The following is an 18,035-nucleotide window of genomic DNA, read 5'->3' as shown; positions in this document are numbered from 1 at the left end:
TCTGTGTCGATCAGTAGCATCAAGTTCCACCCGGGCGCGGCGGGTAACAACTTGACGTACTTATGCAGGCGCCTACGGACAAACGGCGTTACTCGGATACTCCATCCAGCGGCGGTACATACGGGGCCGCCGTGTTGAAGAGCATGTTGACGCAGTAATCGATGAATTGCTTGCGGGTGGCGCCGAGCTGTCTGTTCAGATACGCGGTGAACAGGCTGGTCAGGCCGCCGACCAGGCTGGTGGCGATCATCTTCTGCAGCACCGGGTCGCCGATGTTGGACAGCTTTTTCTGCAGCAGGTCGATGAAGCTGGGCATCCATTCGGCGCCCGACTGGGTCAGGATCGGCTCGACGGCCGGCGCCAACAGCAGCACGCGCCCGCGCACCGGGTCGTCCACCATCAGCTCGACGAACTGCTCGACCGCTTCCCGGGGGGTGTCCGCCGAGGTGAGAGTCGTCATGGCCCGGGCGCAGACGTCGTCGTAGACCGCTCGCACGAATTCGTCGCGGTCGGAAAAGCTCTCGTAGAAGTACCGCTCGGTCAGGGCCGCCTTGCGGCAGACGGCCCGGACGGTCAGCGCGGGCCCGCGCTCGCTGCCCAGTAGTTGCACGCCGGCGGCGATCAGGTTGTCGCGTCGGAGCGCGTGACGACTTTCCAGGGGGACGCCTGACCAACGGCCCCGTCGTTGACCGGACTGCACATCGCTCCTAAGCTTTAAATTGACAACGCACGTAGTCAGAATTTCGGCTAGCTACAGGAAACCCAACAGTGACCCAACATACGTCCGCAGCCTGCCCACTGACCAGCGCCGAAGCTGGTAGCGACGCGACCAGTTTCGGCAAGGTGGCAATGTCTGTCGAGGGGCCCGACGCCGTCGCCGGCGGGTGCCCGGTGTCGCCGTCGGGATATCAGGCGCCACCGACGCCGCTCGGCCCGGATTCTTTGACGTGGCGCTACTTCGGAGATTGGCGTGGCATGCTGCAGGGGCCCTGGGCCGGCTCGATGCAGAACATGCACCCGCAACTGGGTGCCGCGGTCATCGATCACTCGACATTTTTCCGGGAGCGCTGGCCCCGCCTGCTGCGGTCGTTGTATCCGATCGGCGGCGTCGTCTTCGATCAAGACCGCGCCCCGATCACCGGCGCTGAAGTGCGCGACTATCACGTCGAAATCAAGGGCGTCGACGACCGGGGTCGCCGCTACCATGCGCTGAACCCCGACGTCTTTTATTGGGCGCACGCCACCTTCTTCGTCGGGACTATCCATGTGGCAGAACGGTTTTGCGGCGGGCTGACCGAGGAGCAGAAGCGTCAGCTGTTCGACGAACACGTCGACTGGTACCGCATGTACGGCATGAGCATGCGTCCGGTGCCGGCGTCCTGGGAGGAATTCCAAGTCTACTGGGATCATATGTGCCGCAACGTGTTAGAGAACAACGAGGCGGCGCGCGCCGTGCTGGATCTGACCGACTTGCCCAAACCGCCGTTCGCCCGTATGGCGCCGGACTGGTTGTGGGCGGCGCAGCGCAAACTGCTGGCGCCGTTCTTCGTCTGGTTCACCGTCGGTCTCTACGATCCACCGGTGCGCCGGCTGATGGGCTACCGGTGGTCGCGCCGCGACGAATGGCTGCACCGGCGCCTCGGTGATCTCGTTCGCCTCGTGTTCGCTTGTGTGCCAGCACGATTCCGCAAACACCCGCGGGCCAGGGCAGGTTTGGATCGTGCCTCCGGGCGGATCCCGGCGGACGCGCCGCTGGTGCACACACCGGCGCGCAACCTGCCGCCGCTCGACGAGCGCGGAAACCCAATGCATTACTGTCCCAACGTTTCTAGCTCGACGTCTCGGGGATGACCGTCGATTTGCGCTCGCCGCCGTTGCGTTCGTTCCACAACCGATAGACCTCGACCGCGGCATCCCGCGGCTGGTATCGCATCGGCAGGCGCCGCTGGTCCCAGCTCTTCGAGAATTCGTCGTAAAACGTTGAGACTTCGAAGTATTTGCGGTCGTCGAGGTAGTACTGCTCATAGGACTCGCGTGTGATCAAGAAGATGACTTCCTTCGGGGAGCAGTAGTACAGCGAGCCCAGGCACATCGGGCACGGGTGGGCCATCACGTAGACCGAGGCGTCGACCAGGTGCTCGGTGCCCAGCTTCCGGCACGCCTGGCGGATCGCGAGGATCTCGGCGTGGGCGGTCGGATCGTTGGTCTGGGCGACCTTGTTGGCGCTCTCGGCGAGGACTTCGCCGTCCCGGACTATCACCGTGGCGAACGGGCGGCCGCCCTCGGCGACATTTCGGCGGGCCAGGTCGATGGTGCGTTGGGCGAAATCGGTCACGGGTCCTCCGGCGCACGGGCATCAGATAGTTGGGAGGGTAGTCCCGGCAGGTTCTCGCACCGGCGCTGTGGTAATAACTAGCCTATCTATGTTTATTGGGAAGTCGGATTAGGGGAGCAGCATGGCGCGCACCGAGAGTGATCGCTGGGACCTCGCGACGAGCGTCGGGGCCACGGCAACCATGGTCGCCGCCCAGCGGGCGCTGTCCGACCAGGAGAAGTTGATCGACGACCCGTACGCCGCATCGTTGGTGCGGGCGGTCGGAATCGATGTGTACGTCCGATTGGTCAACGGGCAGATTCCCGTCGGCGGGGACACCGAATTCGATCCCCGGCGGATGGCCGAGGCGATGGCCTGTCGCACCAGGTTCTACGACCAGTTCTTCCTTTCGGCCGCGCGCAGCGGCGTCGCCCAGGCGGTGATCCTCGCCTCGGGTCTGGATGCGCGTGCCTACCGCTTGCCGTGGCCGGCGGGCACCGTCGTCTACGAGGTCGACATGCCCGCTGTGATCGAGTTCAAGACCCTGACCCTGGGCGATCTCGGCGCCGCGCCGACCGCCGAGCGGCGCACGGTCGCGATCGATCTGCGCGACGACTGGGCCACCGCGCTGCAAGCCGCCGGATTCGACCCGAAGGTTCCGTCGGCATGGAGCGCCGAGGGCTTGCTGGTGTATCTGCCGGACGAGGCGCAGGACGCGTTGTTCGGCAACATCACCGAGCTCAGCGCCCGGGGCAGCCGGCTGGCCTTCGAATTCGTGCCCGACACAGCGATTTTCGCGGACCCGCGCTGGCGCGCCCACCACGACCGGATGGGTGAACTCGGCTTCGAGGTCGACTTCAACGATCTGGTCTACCACGGCCACCGCAGTCACCTCATCGACCACATCGACCAGCGCGGGTGGGACGTGACCTCCCAAACGGTCAAGGAGCTGCACGCGGCCAACGGTTTTCACTATCCCGAAGACGAGGTCGCGCGGGCTTTCGCCGATGTGACCTATGCCAGCGCGGTGCTCACCCGCTAGGCCTCAGCCGAGCAGGTCATCCTTGAGCCGGCTGGTGAGCATCTCCTGAAACACCGCATGGGCCGGCTCGTAGAGATTGTCAAAAGTCGCACGAACCGCATCCCGGTTGTACTCGGGGATCGAGGCGGCCGGGGTCCAAAAGCTGTCGATGTCCAACTGGAAAAAGGGTCCGGGTTGTGCCGGCAAGGTCCTGCGCAGGTAGTAGTTCGGGTCGAGGGCCTGGCCCATGCCCGGTCCGTAACGCACGATCATCGATTTGCCCGGTTGCTGCTCGCGGTAGACGGCGGCGCCCTGCCATTCGGTCAGGGTCAGCTCACCCGGAGCGATGCGCTGCGGCCCCAGCAGGGGCTCGGCGATCCATTCGGCCCAGTCGATGCGACCGTCGGCGCCCAGCGGGACCCGGATCTCCAGGAGATACCGCAGCCCGATCCGTTCCACCCCGACGATCGAGGACACCTGCGAACGGGCCTCGATGACGCGCATCGCGACGTCCGACAACGCGGCGAAGGAGGAGTAGGCGGTGGTCTCGATGACGATCGCCTGGCCCTTGATCGAGGCGGCCAGCGTGCCGTCGCGGTTGACGTAGCGGGCGAACTGCTCGGCCGCCGGCGCCGGGTTACCCCCCGGGCCCATCGCCCAGGCCACGTCCTGAGCTTGGCGTTCGATGGGCAGGTCGTCGGCGAGCAGACTCTTGAGCTCGCGGCTCGACGATTCGGTGAGGGGATCCGTTGCGGGGTGACGGATTTCCATCGTTACCAGGGCTGCGGGCGCGTTTTGCCAGGCCGGATCGACACTCACCTCGCGAAGCATAGCCAAGTCGCGTAGCGGTCAAACGGGGGCCGTTCCCCGCGTGAACCGCCCGGCTGTTATCTGCCCCACAAAGCGGTGTCGGGCCATATCCTTAAACGCGCCAACGGTGCCGGAGGGCGGAAGGTTGTTGAATTGCTCGGGAATCGCTTAGCCGCCTTGGTCGCGGCGTTCGCGCTTGTCCTGCCCGCCGCGCCGGCGGTGCCGGATCCCCAACCTCACATCGAGGAGAACGATCGGGAGCGCCGAACGGACGTTGTCGACCCGCCTCCGCCGCCCAATCCCGACGTCCCGCCCGACCTCGCGCCGCCACCCCAGTAGCCGGGCGGCGTAAGAATCACGCTTTGGTGCCCCCACTAGGACTCGAACCTAGGACCTGCGGATTAAAAGTCCGTAGCTCTACCAACTGAGCTATAGGGGCGGCGAATGTTCAGGATACTTGGGCTTCAAACGCGGCTCGAACGGCGCTCGTTTGAGGATTAGGCCTGCGGTGACCTAAGCTGGCGTGGCTCCCAACGGTAGTTGGACTTTGGCCCCCATCGTCTAGTGGCCTAGGACGCCGCCCTTTCACGGCGGTAGCACGGGTTCGAATCCCGTTGGGGGTACCCGCAACGGCGGTAACGTCGAAGCGAGCAGTACAAGTAGGAAAGCAAGGCCCTGTGGCGCAGTTGGTTAGCGCGCCGCCCTGTCACGGCGGAGGTCGCGGGTTCGAGTCCCGTCAGGGTCGCCCATAAAGGCGAGGCACGTCATCGGTGCCTTCCGGGCCAGGTAGCTCAGTTGGTATGAGCGTCCGCCTGAAAAGCGGAAGGTCGCCGGTTCGATCCCGGCCCTGGCCACCATCGATTGATTCGCGGCGCGCTTTTCCCGCACCCGGCGAGCTCCGTTCGGCGCAATTAGGTTATGAGGCGTCGTTGGCAAACTTCGCGGTGTGACCTAGGAGAAACCCGTGGATCCAGGGATCAGCAGGCGTTCGATGCTCGGCTTGTCGGTGGCGGGCGCCGTGGCATTGGCGTTGCCCTCTTGCGGCAACCGGGAGCAACCCGAGGATCAACGCCAAAATCAGAGCGAAGAACCGGCCGACCTCACCTCCTATGGCTACGACCCCGACGCCGCGGAACCCGGCGAAACGGAAAAGCCCAGGCGCCGTGGCGAAGTGCCGCCGGCCGCATCCGTCCCGCAGGAGTGGTTACCCCCGGTCGGTCGGCAGACAATGCCGAATTGCTTCGTGTGGGCCTCGGTGTACGGCCTCGCGACGTTCTACGCGGCCCGGAAGAGCCGCACTCCGCCAACCAATCCGGAACGGCAGGCCGGACCCGACTACGCCTACATCCGGTACGAAATCGCGAACAAAACCGCCGAGAACAACTGTCACGGCGGCCAAATCACCAAATGCCTGGATTGGCTTCGAGCCAATGGCGGCACGCCGTCCTTGGCCGCGGCCCCCAACCGCAAGCCGGGAGCCAAAGCAACGTGTCAGGTGGAGTGGTCGGAATACGGCTCGCAGACAATCCCGCCCGATCCCAGCTTCCGCATCCCGGAGTACAAGTTGACGCGCATCACCGGCGCAGACGGTTTGAACAATCTTCGTACCGTCATCGCATCCGGCGTGCCGATTGCCTTCGGCACCTCGCTTTACACCGACTTTCCGCGCTACCGCGGCGAACCGTCGCCCTATGTCGGGAATGGAAAGTTGAGTCGCGACCGCAACGGCAAGAAATCCGGCCATGTGATGCTCATCGTGGGCTACGACGACGCATACACGAACTCGACCGGCGCGGTGCGGATTCAGAACAGCTGGGGAAGACGTTGGGGCGAAAAGGGATTCGTGTGGATGGCGTACGACACGCTGGAAAAACTGGCCCAGGGGCAGGGGGTCTACGTGCCCGATTCGGTCTAGGGACGCCACTTCGGCGGGAACCCGCCGGTGGCCACCGGTCCCCAGCGCCGCGGGGTGATGCGAATCAGGCATTTGCCCTGATCCACAATGGCGCGACGGTAGTCCGCCCAGTCCGGGTGTTCTCCGGAGATCACCCGGAAATAGTCGACCAGCAGCTCCACCGCTTCGGGTAGGTCGATTACCTCCGCGTCCCCGTCGACCTGCACGTAGGGCCCGTTGAAGTCATCGGAGAGAACGACCACGCTCGCCGACGGGGTGCGGCGGATGTTCACACTTTTGGCGCGCTGCGGGTAGCTCGCAATCACGATGCGGCCCCGCTCGTCGACGCCACCGGTCACCGGTGAACTGTGCAACGACCCGTCCGACCGGAAGGTGGTCAGCAGCATCTTGTGTCTGGGCCGGATGAACTCGAGAAGTTCGGGAAGACCGACCACGTCCGCGGTCGCCACTTTGGGAGCCATGAAACCCATCGTAGCGACCGTCGATGTGGTCGCTTAGATACGTTGTGCCGCAATGTATCCGCGGCTAAATGGGCGTGACGATTTCCGACGTGTAGAAGTCGATCGGTGTCTGCGAGTGCGGCGACGGGCGGTCAACGAAAACCCAGACGCCGGTGGTGTTCGCTGAAATCGGGCCTTCCAGCGTTGCCGTGCCCGCGCCGCTGCCGTCGGTGTCGATTCCGCCGACGGTGACCCCGGCATCCGCGGCGCCGCATCCGGCAGAAGTCCGGGGCGACTGGATCAGCCTGGCGTTGTAATGCGCTCCCGGTTCGGCGGCAATCAGTTGCACCTGTGCGACGACCTTGTTGGATCCGGTCCGGCTGATGACGGCCTGGCCGCTGCCCTTGCCCATCGTCGGCACATTGACCGCCCAGGTGAAGTCGCACGCCCGGAACTTCGGTGTCAACGGCACCAGGGACCCACCGGAATTGGCATCGGCGGCGGCAACACCCGTTGCGACGCAGAACAACGCGGTTCCAAGCATATTGGCGGTGACGAACGACATCGCGGTGATTCTTCGCATTGTTTTTTAGACCATCATTCCTGCCACAGGGTGCGCTGTGAACGTATCAAAGCTAGTGAACGAACTCGGCTATAAAGGGGCAGACCGTTAGGCAAATCACATGCAGCGCAATGTGAAATCCAGCTCACACATCTTTGAGCGTGAGCATTCACTGCGAATCCGGGTCTTCGCACTAGTCCTCGGCGACAAGGCCTTTCACTTGTTGGTAGTACCGACGTTGCCGCGCGGTGAGCTGTTCGTTGCGGGCCTTGTCGAGTGGACGGTGACGATAAGTGATCGGCCGCGGTTCATCGATCGGGCCGCAAAACCGCCTGGCTTACCGCGTCGCAAAGCCATTGTTCGGCCTTGGCGTAGCTCCAACCGTTGTCGTCGACGAGGGTGAAGAACCCGGCATAGCCCAGGTAGAACCAGATGATGTCGAGGGCGGCCCCGGCGTCCAGGCCGTCGCGTAAGCCGCCTAACTCGGCGATGCGCCGCGCGACGATTTCGGTGCCGTGCCGGTAGCGACGGGTGCCGATCGCGAGCCCCTCGGCAGCGGTGCCGTCGTGAGGTGCGGCCGCAATGACGACGCGCATGATGTCGCCGTAGTCCTGCCGCATCTGGCGCGTCAGCGCGGTGGTGTAGCGCAGGATTTCGGCGGGATCGTCGAGGCTCTCGATGTGTTGGACCGCCTCGGCGACCTCGGGTGCGGCCGACCAGATGTCGATCAGTGTGCTCAGCAGTCCTTGCTTGCCCCCGTTGACGGCGTACACCGTGGCCGGTGAAACCCTTGCCTCGGCGGCGATTTCATTGACTGTCGTGGCGAAGTAGCCCTTCTCGCGGAACAGGCGTCGCGCGGCGTCGACGGCGGCTTGGCGAGTCGCTTCGGCGTACTCCGCCCGTCGGCTGACGGCCCGACCCGGCGTCGCTGCGGTCTTGCGACGCGTCATGTCGACCCCCTTTCGTTGGAGTTGCACTCTGGTGAGGCTAGCACTACTCTCGCCTACTAGAGTCATGCTCTAGAATTTCTAGTCATGCTCTAATCATTGGTCGGTCACGCAAAGGAACAGCCATGTCGACACGCCCCTCGACTACTTCAGCGGCGGCGGCGCTCGCCGACGAGCTCCATCGGCGCCTCCCCGGCGGGCGCGTCCTGACCGGCGCCGCCTATGACCAGAGCCGCCGAATCTGGAACGGCGCCATCGATCACGCACCCGCGGTGATCGTGCGTCCGCAGACGCGGGCCGAGGTGCAGACCGCGGTCCGCGCGGCGCGGCATCACGGCGTGCCGTTGTCGGTGCGCGGCGGCGGTCACGACTGGGCGGGTCGGGCGCTGCGCGAGGGCGGTCTGGTGATCGATCTGACCGCGATGGCGCACGTCACCGTCGACCCGCTGAGCCGCGTCGCGACCGTGCAGGGCGGTGTTACCGCGGGCGGTGTGATCGGCGCGGCGCACCCACATGGACTAACCGCGGTCACCGGAACCGTTGGCGCAGTGGGCATGACGGGGTTGACGCTGGGTGGCGGTTATGGGCCGTTGATGGGCCGCTACGGCCTGGCGCTCGACAACCTGCTCGGCGCCGAGGTGGTGCTCGCCGACGGCCGCGCGGTCACCGCCACGCAAGAGGAGGAACCCGAGCTGTATTGGGCATTGCGCGGCGGAGGCGGCAATTTCGGGGTGGTCACATCGCTGAGTCTGCGGCTGCACCCGGTACCCGAGGTACTTGCGGGGCTCATCGTGTACCCGTGGTCGGACGCTGTCCGGGTGTGGACACAGCTGGACGACATCCTCGCCGCCGCACCGGACGAGCTCACCGTGCAAACCGGAATCCTGGCCGGCCCCGACGGAAGACCCACCGTGTTTGTGTCGCCGGTCTGGTGTGGTGATTTGTCGGACGGCGAGCGGGTCATCGAGCCGCTGCAGTCGCTGAGCACCCCGCTGATGGTCGGCGTGGCGCCGACCAGTTACGTGGAGCTGCTACGGCAGTTCGACTCGTTTGTCGTCGACGGACGCCACTACGCGGCGCGGACTCGCAACGTCGGGCACTTGACACCGGAAGTCATCGCCGCGCTGTTTGAGGCGGGCCGACGTCAAACATCAAGGTATTCAGGCATTGTCGTGCACCACTTCCACGGCGCCGCCACGCGGGTTCCGCTCTCGAGTACCGCGTTCGGCCTGCGTGCGCCGCACCGCATGATCGAGATCGTGGCGACCTGGGAGCCCGGCGACGACGCGGCCGCACACGTCGATTGGGCGGAACGCGTCGATGCGGAATTGGCTCCGCACGCCCTGCCCGGCGGCTACCCCAACATGCTCGGCCCGGACGCGCCCGAGCAGACCGCGCATGCGTACGGCAGCAACGCGGCGCGCCTGGCTGCGGCAAAGCAGCAGTTCGACCCCGACGGGGTGTTTACCGCGATTGCCTTACCGGCCTAATCGACCACCAGCCGCGACAATGGCTGGATGCGTTGTGCGCGCCCGGTTCGCTCGCTGGCGGTCGCCATCGTGCTGGTCGCGGTCTCCCAAACCGGGATCGCGCGGGCCGGCCCCGACGTGCCGCCCGTCAGCGACGCGGCGCGCGCGGCCGGTTTCGTCGACGTGCGCACCGTCGTCCCCGACGCGGTCGTCGACCTGCGTTACGCGACGACGAACAACTTCACCCACACCCAGCTGTATCCGGCCGACGCTCGCTGCCTGGTGCACCAGTCCATGTCTCAAGGACTCGCGACTGCCGCGTCGGCGCTGCGCCCGCAGGGGCATCTGCTGGTGTTCTGGGATTGCTACCGCCCGCACGAAGTTCAGGTCCAGATGTTCAAGGTGGTGCCCAATCCGGCCTGGGTGGCGCGACCGGGCCCGTATGCGACCAGCCACGAGTCGGGGCGTTCGGTGGACGTGACATTTACCAGTGTGGAGCCGCAGTGCCCGCCGCAACGTCACGCGGGCGGGCTGTGCCTGGCTGACATGGGCACCGACTTCGACGATTTCACCGCGCGCGCAACGGCATTCGCGACCCAGGGCGTCAGTGCCGACGCTCAGGCGAATCGGGCGCGGCTGCGCGACGCGATGAAGTACGGCGGGCTGTCCCCGTACTCCGGTGAGTGGTGGCATTTCGACGGGCCCGGCGCCGGCGTGCACCTCCCGATTCTCGACGTCCCGGTCGATTAGCCGTCTCATATAGCGAGACATTGGTTTCATAATGTGACAACGCGCCGGTAGGATCTGTGCCATGAACGACGACCGCCGGGCCGGCTACACGCACGGCCATCACGAGTCGGTGCTGCGCAGTCACCAGCGGCGCACCGCGCAGGACTCCGCGGGCTACCTGTTGCCGTACCTGAAGCCGGGGCTGTCGCTGCTCGACGTGGGCTGCGGTCCCGGGACCATCACCGCGGACCTCGCGGACATCGTGGCGCCCGGGCCCGTCACGGCCATCGATCAATTCGCCGACGTCCTCGACGTGGCCCGCGGCGAGGCCGAGCAGCGCAACCTGTCCAACGTCTCGTTCGCGACCGCGGATGTGGAGCGGCTCGACATGGCCGACGGCACATTCGATGTCGTGCACGCCCACCAGGTGCTGCAGCACGTCGCCGATCCGGTGCGGGCGCTGGCCGAGATGCGCAGGGTGTGTGCGCCCGGCGGCATCGTGGCGGCGCGCGATGCCGACTACGCGGGGTTCGTCTGGTTCCCACGCCTTGCGCCGCTGGACTTTTGGCGCGACATCTACCAGCGGGCGGCTCGCGCCAACGGCGGTGAGCCCGACGCCGGCCGGCGGCTGCTGTCGTGGGCGCTGGAAGCGGGCTTCGACGACGTCACTCCCACCGGAAGCCTCTGGTGCTATGCCACTGCCGAAACCCGCGAATGGTGGGGCGGGATGTGGGCCGACCGGATCCTGCACTCCGGCATCGCCCGCGACATTCTGCGATATGGCCTCGCCACCACCGCGCAGCTCGAGGAGATCTCGCAGGCGTGGCGGGAGTGGGCCGCGGCGAAAGACGGCTGGCTTGCGATACCGCACGGCGAAATCATCTGCCGTGCCTAGACATTCAGTCCAGGAATAGATCTGGAATCGGACTGTCCCCGCCGCCGTACCGGGACAGGTCCGTGACCCCGGCCGATCGCAGAACCTCGGAATCGATGTAGCAATTGCCGGTGGCTTCCCGAGCGGGGCGGGAAACGATTTCGACGGCGGCGTCGGCCATGATCTCGGGGCTGCGCGACGATTCGGCCAGCTTCTCCCCGTCGGCCATGTTCGCCACCGCGGCGGTGGCGATATAAGTCTGCGGCCAAAGGCAATTCACGCCGATCCCGGCTGTGCCGGGTTGGAAGGCGAATTCTGCCGCCCAGCCCAGCGACAGCAGCGTCATCCCGTATTTGGACAGTGTGTAAGCCGGATGGGCGCCCAGCCAGCGCGGGTTCATGTTCACCGGCGGTGAGATGGTGAGCACGTGTGGGTTGGCCGATTTCCGCAGATGCGGCACGCACGCCTTGGTCAGCAGGAAGGTGCCGCGCAGGTTGATCTCCTGCATCAGGTCGTACTTCTTGGCCGACAGCGTCGCGGTCGGTTCCACCGCGATGGCGCTGGCGTTGTTCACGCAGACGTCGATGCCGCCGAACCGCTGCACCGCGGCGTCGACCGCCCGCTGCACGTCCTCTTCGCGGCGGACGTCGCCGACGACCGCCAGCGCCTTGCCGCCGGCGGCCTCGACATCGGCTGCCGCGGTGTGCACCGTCCCGGGCAGGCGGGGATGCGGAGTGTCGGTCTTGGCCAGCAGCACCACGTTGGCGCCCTGTCGAGCGGCGCCGATGCCGATCGCGAGCCCGATGCCCCGGCTGCCGCCGGAGATCACGACGGTGCGGTCGGCGAGCTTCTTGTCAGCCACTGGCATCTCCTTTGTCCAGGTCAGCGTATGGTATTGGCATTCTCTTTTTTTGCAAGTACGTTATTCATCGATGGATAATACGGCCCACACTCCCTCCGGTATCCCGCTGCAGCCCGTCTACGGGCCGGCGGATAGGAGTGCGGAACCTCCGGCGCCCGGAGAGTTCCCCTTCACCCGGGGCAACTTCGCGTCCGGCTATCGCGGCAAGTTGTGGACTTTCCGGCAGTACTCCGGCTTCGGTACCGCCGAGGAATCCAACCGCCGCTACCGCTACCTGCTCGAGCAGGGTGGCACCGGGCTGTCGGTGGCCCTCGACCTGCCCACGCAGTGTGGGTACGACTCCGACGACCCCGAGTTCGGCGAGGAGGTCGGCCGGGTCGGTGTCGCGGTCGACACCCTGGCCGACTTCGAGATCCTGTTCGACGGCATCCCGCTGGACAACCTCAGCACCAGCATGACGATCAACGGAACGGCGGCGATCCTGCTCGCCTTCTACGTCGCCGCCGCCGAGAAAAAGGGGATTCCGCGGGCGAAGCTCACCGGGACCATCCAGAACGACATCCTCAAGGAGTACGCCTCACGCGGAACCTGGATCTGGCCGCCGGAGCCATCGCTGCGGTTGATCGCCGACACCATCGAATTCTGCGCGGCCGAGGTCCCGAGGTTCAACGCGATCTCGGTGGCCGGTGCGCACTTCCGCGACGCCGGGGCCAACGCGGTGCAGGAGATGGCGTTCACCCTGGCCGACGGCGTCACCTATTGCGACACCGTGGTTGAGCGCGGCCGCATGACGATCGACCAATTCGCACCGCAGATCTCGTTCTTCTTCTACACCCACGGCGATTTCTTCGAGGAGATCGCCAAATACCGTGCGGGACGCCGACGTTGGGCGACCATCGTGCGGGAGCGCTACGGGGCGACGACGGCCAAGGCGGCGATGTTCCGGTTCGGCTGCGTCTGCGGTGGCGCATCGCTGTACGCGCCGCAGGCGCACAACAACATCGTCCGGGTGGCCTACGAGGCCATGGCCGCGGTGCTGGGCGGTGTCCAATCGATGTTCACCGCGGCGTGGGACGAGCCGTTCGCGCTGCCCACCGAGGAAACCACCACACTGGCGCTGCGGACCCAGCAGATCCTGGCTCACGAAACCGGGGTGGCCAGCGTCGCCGACCCACTGGGCGGCTCGTATTTCGTCGAGGCGCTGACCGATGCCACCGAGGCTCGCATCATCGAGATCATGTCCGATCTCGAACGCCACGGCGGGATGGTCCATGCCATCGAGGACGGGTACCTGCAGGGCCTGATCGCCGACGAAGCCTTCAACATGCATCAGGACATCGAGGCCGGTACCCGCCCGGTCGTCGGGGTCAACCGGTTCGTGACCGAGGAGCCGGAACACGATGTCGTCACCTACGAGCTCGACGCCGAAGGGCGTGATCTGCAGCTCAAGCGGCTGTCGAAGGTCAAGGCCGAAAGAGATTCGGCCGCAGTGCAATCCAGCCTGGCAGCGTTGTCGCGTGCCGCCGAGGGGGATGACAACCTGATGCACAAGTTGATCGACTGCGCCAACGCCTACTGCACGGTCGGGGAGATGGTCTCGGCCCTCAAGGCGGTATGGGGCGAATTCCAGCAACCGGTGGTGTTCTAGATGGCGGTCAGGATTCTGGTCGCCAAGCCCGGCCTGGACGGACACGACCGGGGCGCCAAGATCGTCGCCCGCACCTTGCGTGATGCCGGATTCGAGGTCATCTACACCGGCATCCGTCAGCGCATCGAAGACATCGCGTCCATCGCGGTGCAGGAAGACGTCGCGGTCGTCGGCCTGAGCATCCTGTCCGGTGCGCATCTGGCGCTGACCACCCGGACCGTCGAAGCGTTGCGCGCCGCCGACGCCGCCGACATCGCCGTCGTCGTCGGGGGAACCATCCCGCACGCCGACGTCCCCAAGCTGCTCTCCGCCGGCGCCGCCGCGGTATTCCCCACCGGGACACCGCTGGAGAGCCTGGTGCGCGAAATCCGCGCACTGACCGGCACGGCGGAAACTGAACCGAAGGCACCCGTGATGGAGGAACCATGCGCGTCGGAGTGATGATCGGCGCCGAGCGTGGCGACATGGCCCGCAAGGTGGACAAGCTGGCCTCCGATATCGAATGGGCCGAATCCGCAGGTATGGACACCGCGTGGATGCCGCAGGTGCCCAACGACTTCGACTGCCTGACCATGGTGTCGCTGATGGCCGCCCACAGCTCGCGCATCGAGCTGGGTACCGCGGTGGTGCCGCTGCAGGCACAGCACCCGATTGCCCTTGCCCGCCAGGCGCTCTCGACGCACGCGGTGGCCGGCGGACGGCTGGCGCTTGGCGTCGGACCGTCGCACCACTGGATCATCCGGGACATGCTGGGCTTGCCGTATGAGAAGCCGGCCGCCTACACCCGCGACTACCTGCAGGTGCTCAACGCCGCGGTCGCCGGCCCGGGATCGGTTGACGTCGAGAATGACTCGTTCACGGTGCACAACCCGATGGCGATCGGGGCCGACACCCCGATGCCGGTGCTGGTCGCCGCGCTGGGGCCGGTGATGCTGCAGATTGCCGGCGAGCTCGCCGACGGCACGGTGTTGTGGATGGCCGACGAGCGTGCGATCGGTGACCACATCGCGCCGAAGATCACCAAGGCCGCCGCGGACGCCGGTCGCCCGGCACCGCGGATCATCGCGGGTATTCCGGTATGCCTCTGTGCGCCTTCACAAGTCGACGAAGCCAAAGAGCGGGCCAACCGTATCCTGGGCGAGGCCGAGGTGTCGCCCAACTATCAGCGACTGCTCGACCGCGGCGATGCGCGCAATGTCGGCGATCTGTGCGCGGCCGGCGACGAGGAAGCGATCCTGCGGCGATTCCGCGCCTTCGCCGACGCCGGTGTGACCGACCTGTCGGTGCGGCTGCTGCCGATCGGCGAAAACCGGGACGAGTTGGTCGCTTCCAAGCGCCGCACCCGCGAAGTGATCGCCTCCCTCGCAGCGGAATTGCGGTGACTGGCAACAGCACCGGTCCGCTGGCAGGGATACGCATCCTGGAAGTCGGCACCATGCTGGCGGGTCCGTATGCCACCATGCTGCTCGCCGATCTCGGTGCCGAGGTCATCAAGATCGAGCCGGCCGGCGGCGAGATCTCTCGCAGTGTCGGTGCCACCTACTTCGCCAGCCTCAACCGCAACAAGTCCAGCATCGTCCTCGACCTGAATTCCGAAGCGGGACAAGAGCGATTGGGTGAACTGGTTGGCGAGGCGCACGCGCTGCTGGTGAACCTGAAGCCGTCGGCGATCCGACGGTTGGGCCTCACCTATGACGAGCTGCGGCGGCACAACGAGCGGATCGTCTGCGTCGCGATCACCGGGTTTGGGTTGTACGGCGGCGACGACCCGGCCTTCGATTACGTGGTGCAGGCCGGCGTCGGCACCGCCGCGCTGACCGGCGACCCGGACGGCCCGCCGACGCTGCCCGGTTACTCCTCGGCCGACAACTCCACCGGAATGACTGCGGCACTGGGGCTTTTGGCCAAGATCATCTCTGGAACCGGCGGGCAAGTGGATGTGTCGCTGCGCGACGTGATGCTGTCGCAGCTCAACTACCACGCGTCGGCCTACCTCAACAGCGGCGTCGAGCCGCAGCGCCGGCCGTACGGCGCCCACTCGTATTACGTTCCGGCTCAGCTCTTTCCGACGGCCGAGGGCTATCTGGCGCTGTTCATCACCCACGACGGCTTCTGGAAGTCGTTTGCCGCCGAGGCGGGCATCGGGGGCTTCGAAACGATGGCCGAGCGAGTCGCCCGCCGCGACGAAGTGCTGGCGGTGGTGACGGCGATGCTGGCGACCGACTCCGCGAGCGGTTGGGAACGACGGCTGCGCCCGCTGGGCGTTCCGGCGGCGGCGGTGCGCACCCTGCCCGAGGCGCTCGAGGCGACGCCGGAAGTGGTTGTCACGGCCGGAGAATTCCGCCTCGTCGGCAGCCCGATCCACGTGTCCGGCTATCAGCCCGAGTATCGGCCACCACCGGAATTGAGGTAGCCGCCCAACGTCGAGTTGTTGCGGCGAATTGGGGCAATTTCGCGCAGCAAGTCGACGGTCGGCGTCAAGGCGACGGCGCGGTGAGGTGGGCCTCGGCCAGCTTGCGGAACGCCCCGACCAGTCGGCCGCGGTCCCCGGCGCGGGTCGCCAAGACAACACGGCTGGGCTCGACGTTTTCCAAGGGGACAGTCGTGATGTCGGGTCGCAGGCTATTGCCGTGAAAGCCGGCCATGATGGCGACCGCCTGCCCGGACGCGATGAGCTCGAATTTGTCCTCGAGCGCATCGATGAACGGACCGTCGGGTGCCCGGCGTCCATTCGGCCGAGGATCGATGCGCCAGAAGGCACTCCACGCCGGATCGGAGTGCCGTAGCCGCGGCATGGGCTCGTCGGCGATGTCGTCGAGGGTAACCGACTCGCGGCCCGCCAGGCGGTGATCGATGGGCACCGCCAGTACCCGGGGCTCGTCGTAGAGGATCGTCACGTGCAACCCGTCGGTCGGAAACGGCAGCCGGGTGACCACCGCATCTACTTGATGGTCGAGCAGTGCATGACGCGCGTGGTTCCAATCCAGGTGCGTCACTTGCACATCGGCGTCGGGATGTTCACGACGCAACTCGCGCACCGCCGGGGTGACGATCATCCCTGTCGTGTACCCGACGATGACGCGGTGCGGTTGGGCGGCGGCCCTCGCCTGCGCCGTCGCCTGGGCGGCCGAGCGCAGCAGGGACTTGGCCCGGGGAAGGAACACGTCGCCGGCTTCGGTCAGCCGGGTGCCCTGGGGTGTGCGATCCAACAGGCGGACACCGAGCTGCTGTTCGAGGCGGCGGATCTGGCGGCTCAGTGACGGCTGCGCGATGCGCAGCGCGGCGGCGGCGCGACCGAAATGCCGGTGTTCGGCCACCACCACGAAGTATCCGACCAGCCGCAGATCGAGATCCACCTGGGGCGATGCCGCATCGGTCATGGTGTCATCCTAGCCAGGCGGCGCAGAAATGCCGTCAGTCTGCGGTGATACCGAAATTGCATCGCTTCATCTGGAAGAGGTCTTGGACAGGTTCGGGAGCTGGCCATTGACTGGGTGTCACGAACGAGAAGCAATCGAAGGGAACATTCATGCGTGTCTTTGTGACCGGCGCGACCGGACACATCGGTTCGGCCGTCGTCGACGAACTCCTGGAAGCCGGCCACCATGTCACCGGCCTGGCCCGCTCCGACTCATCCGACGCGGCATTGCGGGCCAAGGGTGCCGCGGTGCACCGGGGCGACCTCGACGATCTCGACGGCTTGCGCGAGGCGGCCGCGGCGTCCGACGGCGTTATCCACCTCGCCTTCAAACATGACTTCGACGACTTCGTCGGCGCTGCCGAGACGGACTTGCGCGCCGTCCAAGCCATCGGGGAGGCGCTGGCCGGTTCCGACCGGCCGTTCGTCAGCACGTCGGGAACGCTGCTGCTCGCGTTCTTGGGCGAGGGCGGCGTTGCTACCGAGCAGGACACGCTGCCCGGCGGACCGCGGGTTGACTCGGAGAACGACGTCATCGCGCTGGCCGAGCGAGGGGTGCGATCGTCGGTGATCCGGCTGTCACCGCTGGTGCACAGCGATCTCGATCACCACGGGTTCGCTCACCACTTGATCAACACCGCCCGCGGCACGGCGAAGTCCGCCTACCTCGCCGACGGCGCCAACCGCTGGCCCGGCGTCCACACCCTCGACGCCGCGCACCTGTATCGGTTGGCGCTCGAAAATGCGCCCGCGGGAACGCGTTTGCACGGCGTCGCCGACGAGGGAGTGCCGTTCCGCGACATCGCCGCTGTCATCGGGCGCCACCTGAACGTCCCGACCGTCAGCATTCCCGCGGAAGAAGCCGGTCACTTCGGCTTCCTCGCGCTCTTTGCGGCACTGGACAACCCGACGTCGAACGCCTTGACGCAGAAGGTGCTGGACTGGCATCCGGAGCGCGCCGGACTGCTCGAGGATCTCGACGCCGGCCATTACTTCGGCGAGTGACCGACGCCATGGCTGACGATG

Annotated in this window: 20 protein-coding genes and 4 tRNA genes; 15 read left to right on the top strand and 9 right to left on the bottom strand. The window is 66.2% G+C overall.

Annotated elements, in window-relative coordinates:
• Positions 1-88: 88 nt before the first annotated feature.
• Positions 89-700 (bottom strand): TetR/AcrR family transcriptional regulator, encoded by a 612-nt coding sequence (locus BN973_RS26035; protein ID WP_139826937.1) that lies wholly within the window; start codon positions 698-700, stop codon positions 89-91.
• A 68-nt stretch (positions 701-768) separates the two neighbouring features.
• Between BN973_RS26035 and BN973_RS26030 the strand changes: the two genes are divergently transcribed.
• A complete protein-coding gene (locus BN973_RS26030; RefSeq protein ID WP_036471593.1) occupies positions 769-1,851 on the top strand; it encodes an oxygenase MpaB family protein in 1,083 nt (360 codons plus the stop codon).
• Here the strand turns inward: BN973_RS26030 and BN973_RS26025 are convergent.
• A complete protein-coding gene (locus tag BN973_RS26025) occupies positions 1,829-2,335 on the bottom strand; it encodes a nucleoside deaminase (RefSeq protein WP_036471592.1) in 507 nt (168 codons plus the stop codon). The genes BN973_RS26030 and BN973_RS26025 overlap by 23 nt on opposite strands.
• Positions 2,336-2,456: 121 nt before the next feature.
• On the opposite strand from BN973_RS26025, the gene BN973_RS26020 reads away from it, so the two are divergent.
• On the top strand, positions 2,457-3,356 hold the full coding sequence (locus tag BN973_RS26020) for an SAM-dependent methyltransferase (RefSeq protein WP_036471591.1): 900 nt from the start codon (positions 2,457-2,459) through the stop codon (positions 3,354-3,356).
• Between the two features lie 3 nt (positions 3,357-3,359).
• On the opposite strand, the gene BN973_RS26015 is transcribed toward BN973_RS26020, so the two are convergent.
• On the bottom strand, positions 3,360-4,166 hold the full coding sequence (locus BN973_RS26015) for a TIGR04255 family protein (protein ID WP_036471590.1): 807 nt from the start codon (positions 4,164-4,166) through the stop codon (positions 3,360-3,362).
• 132 nt (positions 4,167-4,298) lie between these two features.
• Here BN973_RS26015 and BN973_RS31205 point away from each other — a divergent pair, with 132 nt between their 5' ends.
• Positions 4,299-4,484, top strand: coding sequence for a hypothetical protein (locus tag BN973_RS31205; RefSeq protein WP_139830142.1), 186 nt, complete (start codon positions 4,299-4,301; stop codon positions 4,482-4,484).
• A gap of 24 nt (positions 4,485-4,508) precedes the next feature.
• Here BN973_RS31205 and BN973_RS26005 read toward each other — a convergent pair.
• Positions 4,509-4,584 (bottom strand) — tRNA-Lys (locus BN973_RS26005).
• A gap of 111 nt (positions 4,585-4,695) precedes the next feature.
• Between BN973_RS26005 and BN973_RS26000 the strand changes: the two genes are divergently transcribed.
• From BN973_RS26000 to BN973_RS25985, 4 genes are all read left to right on the top strand, one after another.
• Positions 4,696-4,768: transfer RNA gene (locus tag BN973_RS26000), tRNA-Glu, on the top strand.
• Between the two features lie 48 nt (positions 4,769-4,816).
• Positions 4,817-4,890: transfer RNA gene (locus BN973_RS25995), tRNA-Asp, on the top strand.
• A 35-nt stretch (positions 4,891-4,925) separates the two neighbouring features.
• Positions 4,926-5,002, top strand: a tRNA-Phe gene (locus tag BN973_RS25990).
• A 107-nt stretch (positions 5,003-5,109) separates the two neighbouring features.
• Positions 5,110-6,060: a C1 family peptidase gene (locus BN973_RS25985; protein ID WP_036471588.1), complete on the top strand. Its 951-nt coding sequence runs from the start codon at positions 5,110-5,112 to the stop codon at positions 6,058-6,060.
• Here the strand turns inward: BN973_RS25985 and BN973_RS25980 are convergent.
• The 3 genes from BN973_RS25980 to BN973_RS25970 form a co-directional block, all read right to left on the bottom strand.
• Positions 6,057-6,521, bottom strand: a complete 465-nt coding sequence (locus tag BN973_RS25980) for a PPOX class F420-dependent oxidoreductase (RefSeq protein ID WP_036473084.1) — start codon at positions 6,519-6,521, stop codon at positions 6,057-6,059. The genes BN973_RS25985 and BN973_RS25980 overlap by 4 nt on opposite strands.
• Positions 6,522-6,585: 64 nt before the next feature.
• Positions 6,586-7,065, bottom strand: coding sequence for a hypothetical protein (locus BN973_RS25975; RefSeq protein WP_051641495.1), 480 nt, complete (start codon positions 7,063-7,065; stop codon positions 6,586-6,588).
• A gap of 305 nt (positions 7,066-7,370) precedes the next feature.
• On the bottom strand, positions 7,371-8,012 hold the full coding sequence (locus BN973_RS25970; protein WP_051641494.1) for a TetR/AcrR family transcriptional regulator: 642 nt from the start codon (positions 8,010-8,012) through the stop codon (positions 7,371-7,373).
• Positions 8,013-8,134: 122 nt separating this feature from the next.
• On the opposite strand from BN973_RS25970, the gene BN973_RS25965 reads away from it, so the two are divergent.
• The 3 genes from BN973_RS25965 to BN973_RS25955 all read left to right on the top strand — a co-directional run bounded on the left by BN973_RS25965 (position 8,135) and on the right by BN973_RS25955 (position 11,102).
• Positions 8,135-9,499 carry an FAD-binding oxidoreductase gene (locus BN973_RS25965; RefSeq protein WP_036471586.1) on the top strand — a complete coding sequence of 455 codons (1,365 nt, stop codon included), beginning with the start codon at positions 8,135-8,137 and terminating at the stop codon, positions 9,497-9,499.
• A gap of 27 nt (positions 9,500-9,526) precedes the next feature.
• Complete coding sequence (locus BN973_RS25960) at positions 9,527-10,228, top strand: M15 family metallopeptidase (RefSeq protein ID WP_036471585.1); 702 nt, start codon at positions 9,527-9,529, stop codon at positions 10,226-10,228.
• A 61-nt stretch (positions 10,229-10,289) separates the two neighbouring features.
• The gene (locus BN973_RS25955) at positions 10,290-11,102 is read left to right on the top strand and encodes a methyltransferase domain-containing protein (RefSeq protein ID WP_036471584.1); all 813 of its coding nucleotides are present in this window, start codon (positions 10,290-10,292) and stop codon (positions 11,100-11,102) included.
• Between the two features lie 4 nt (positions 11,103-11,106).
• Here BN973_RS25955 and BN973_RS25950 read toward each other — a convergent pair whose 3' ends face one another.
• The gene (locus BN973_RS25950) at positions 11,107-11,943 is read right to left on the bottom strand and encodes an SDR family oxidoreductase (RefSeq protein ID WP_084163550.1); all 837 of its coding nucleotides are present in this window, start codon (positions 11,941-11,943) and stop codon (positions 11,107-11,109) included.
• A 70-nt stretch (positions 11,944-12,013) separates the two neighbouring features.
• On the opposite strand from BN973_RS25950, the gene BN973_RS25945 reads away from it, so the two are divergent.
• Genes BN973_RS25945 through BN973_RS25930 form a run of 4 tightly spaced genes read left to right on the top strand, consistent with a single transcriptional unit; the run spans position 12,014 to position 16,004 of the window.
• Positions 12,014-13,591 carry a methylmalonyl-CoA mutase family protein gene (locus tag BN973_RS25945; RefSeq protein WP_036471582.1) on the top strand — a complete coding sequence of 526 codons (1,578 nt, stop codon included), beginning with the start codon at positions 12,014-12,016 and terminating at the stop codon, positions 13,589-13,591.
• A complete protein-coding gene (locus BN973_RS25940; protein ID WP_036471580.1) occupies positions 13,592-14,032 on the top strand; it encodes a cobalamin-dependent protein in 441 nt (146 codons plus the stop codon). It begins immediately after the preceding gene.
• Positions 14,017-14,973, top strand: a complete 957-nt coding sequence (locus BN973_RS25935; RefSeq protein ID WP_036471579.1) for an LLM class F420-dependent oxidoreductase — start codon at positions 14,017-14,019, stop codon at positions 14,971-14,973. The genes BN973_RS25940 and BN973_RS25935 overlap by 16 nt, the downstream gene beginning before the upstream one ends.
• Positions 14,970-16,004, top strand: coding sequence for a CaiB/BaiF CoA transferase family protein (locus tag BN973_RS25930; protein ID WP_036471578.1), 1,035 nt, complete (start codon positions 14,970-14,972; stop codon positions 16,002-16,004). Before BN973_RS25935 ends, BN973_RS25930 begins: the two co-directional genes overlap by 4 nt.
• 64 nt (positions 16,005-16,068) lie before the next feature.
• On the opposite strand, the gene BN973_RS25925 is transcribed toward BN973_RS25930, so the two are convergent.
• Positions 16,069-16,971 carry a LysR family transcriptional regulator gene (locus tag BN973_RS25925; RefSeq protein WP_036471576.1) on the bottom strand — a complete coding sequence of 301 codons (903 nt, stop codon included), beginning with the start codon at positions 16,969-16,971 and terminating at the stop codon, positions 16,069-16,071.
• A gap of 149 nt (positions 16,972-17,120) precedes the next feature.
• Here BN973_RS25925 and BN973_RS25920 point away from each other — a divergent pair, with 149 nt between their 5' ends.
• Entirely contained in the window at positions 17,121-18,014 is an 894-nt protein-coding gene (locus tag BN973_RS25920) for an SDR family oxidoreductase (RefSeq protein ID WP_036471575.1), read from the top strand.
• The last annotated feature ends 21 nt before the right edge of the window (positions 18,015-18,035 follow it).

The organism is Mycobacterium triplex, from assembly GCF_000689255.1.
GTDB classification, from domain to species: domain Bacteria; phylum Actinomycetota; class Actinomycetes; order Mycobacteriales; family Mycobacteriaceae; genus Mycobacterium; species Mycobacterium triplex.
The sequence above is the reverse complement of the archived record's forward strand: the minus strand, read 5'-3'. Positions and strand labels throughout refer to the sequence as shown.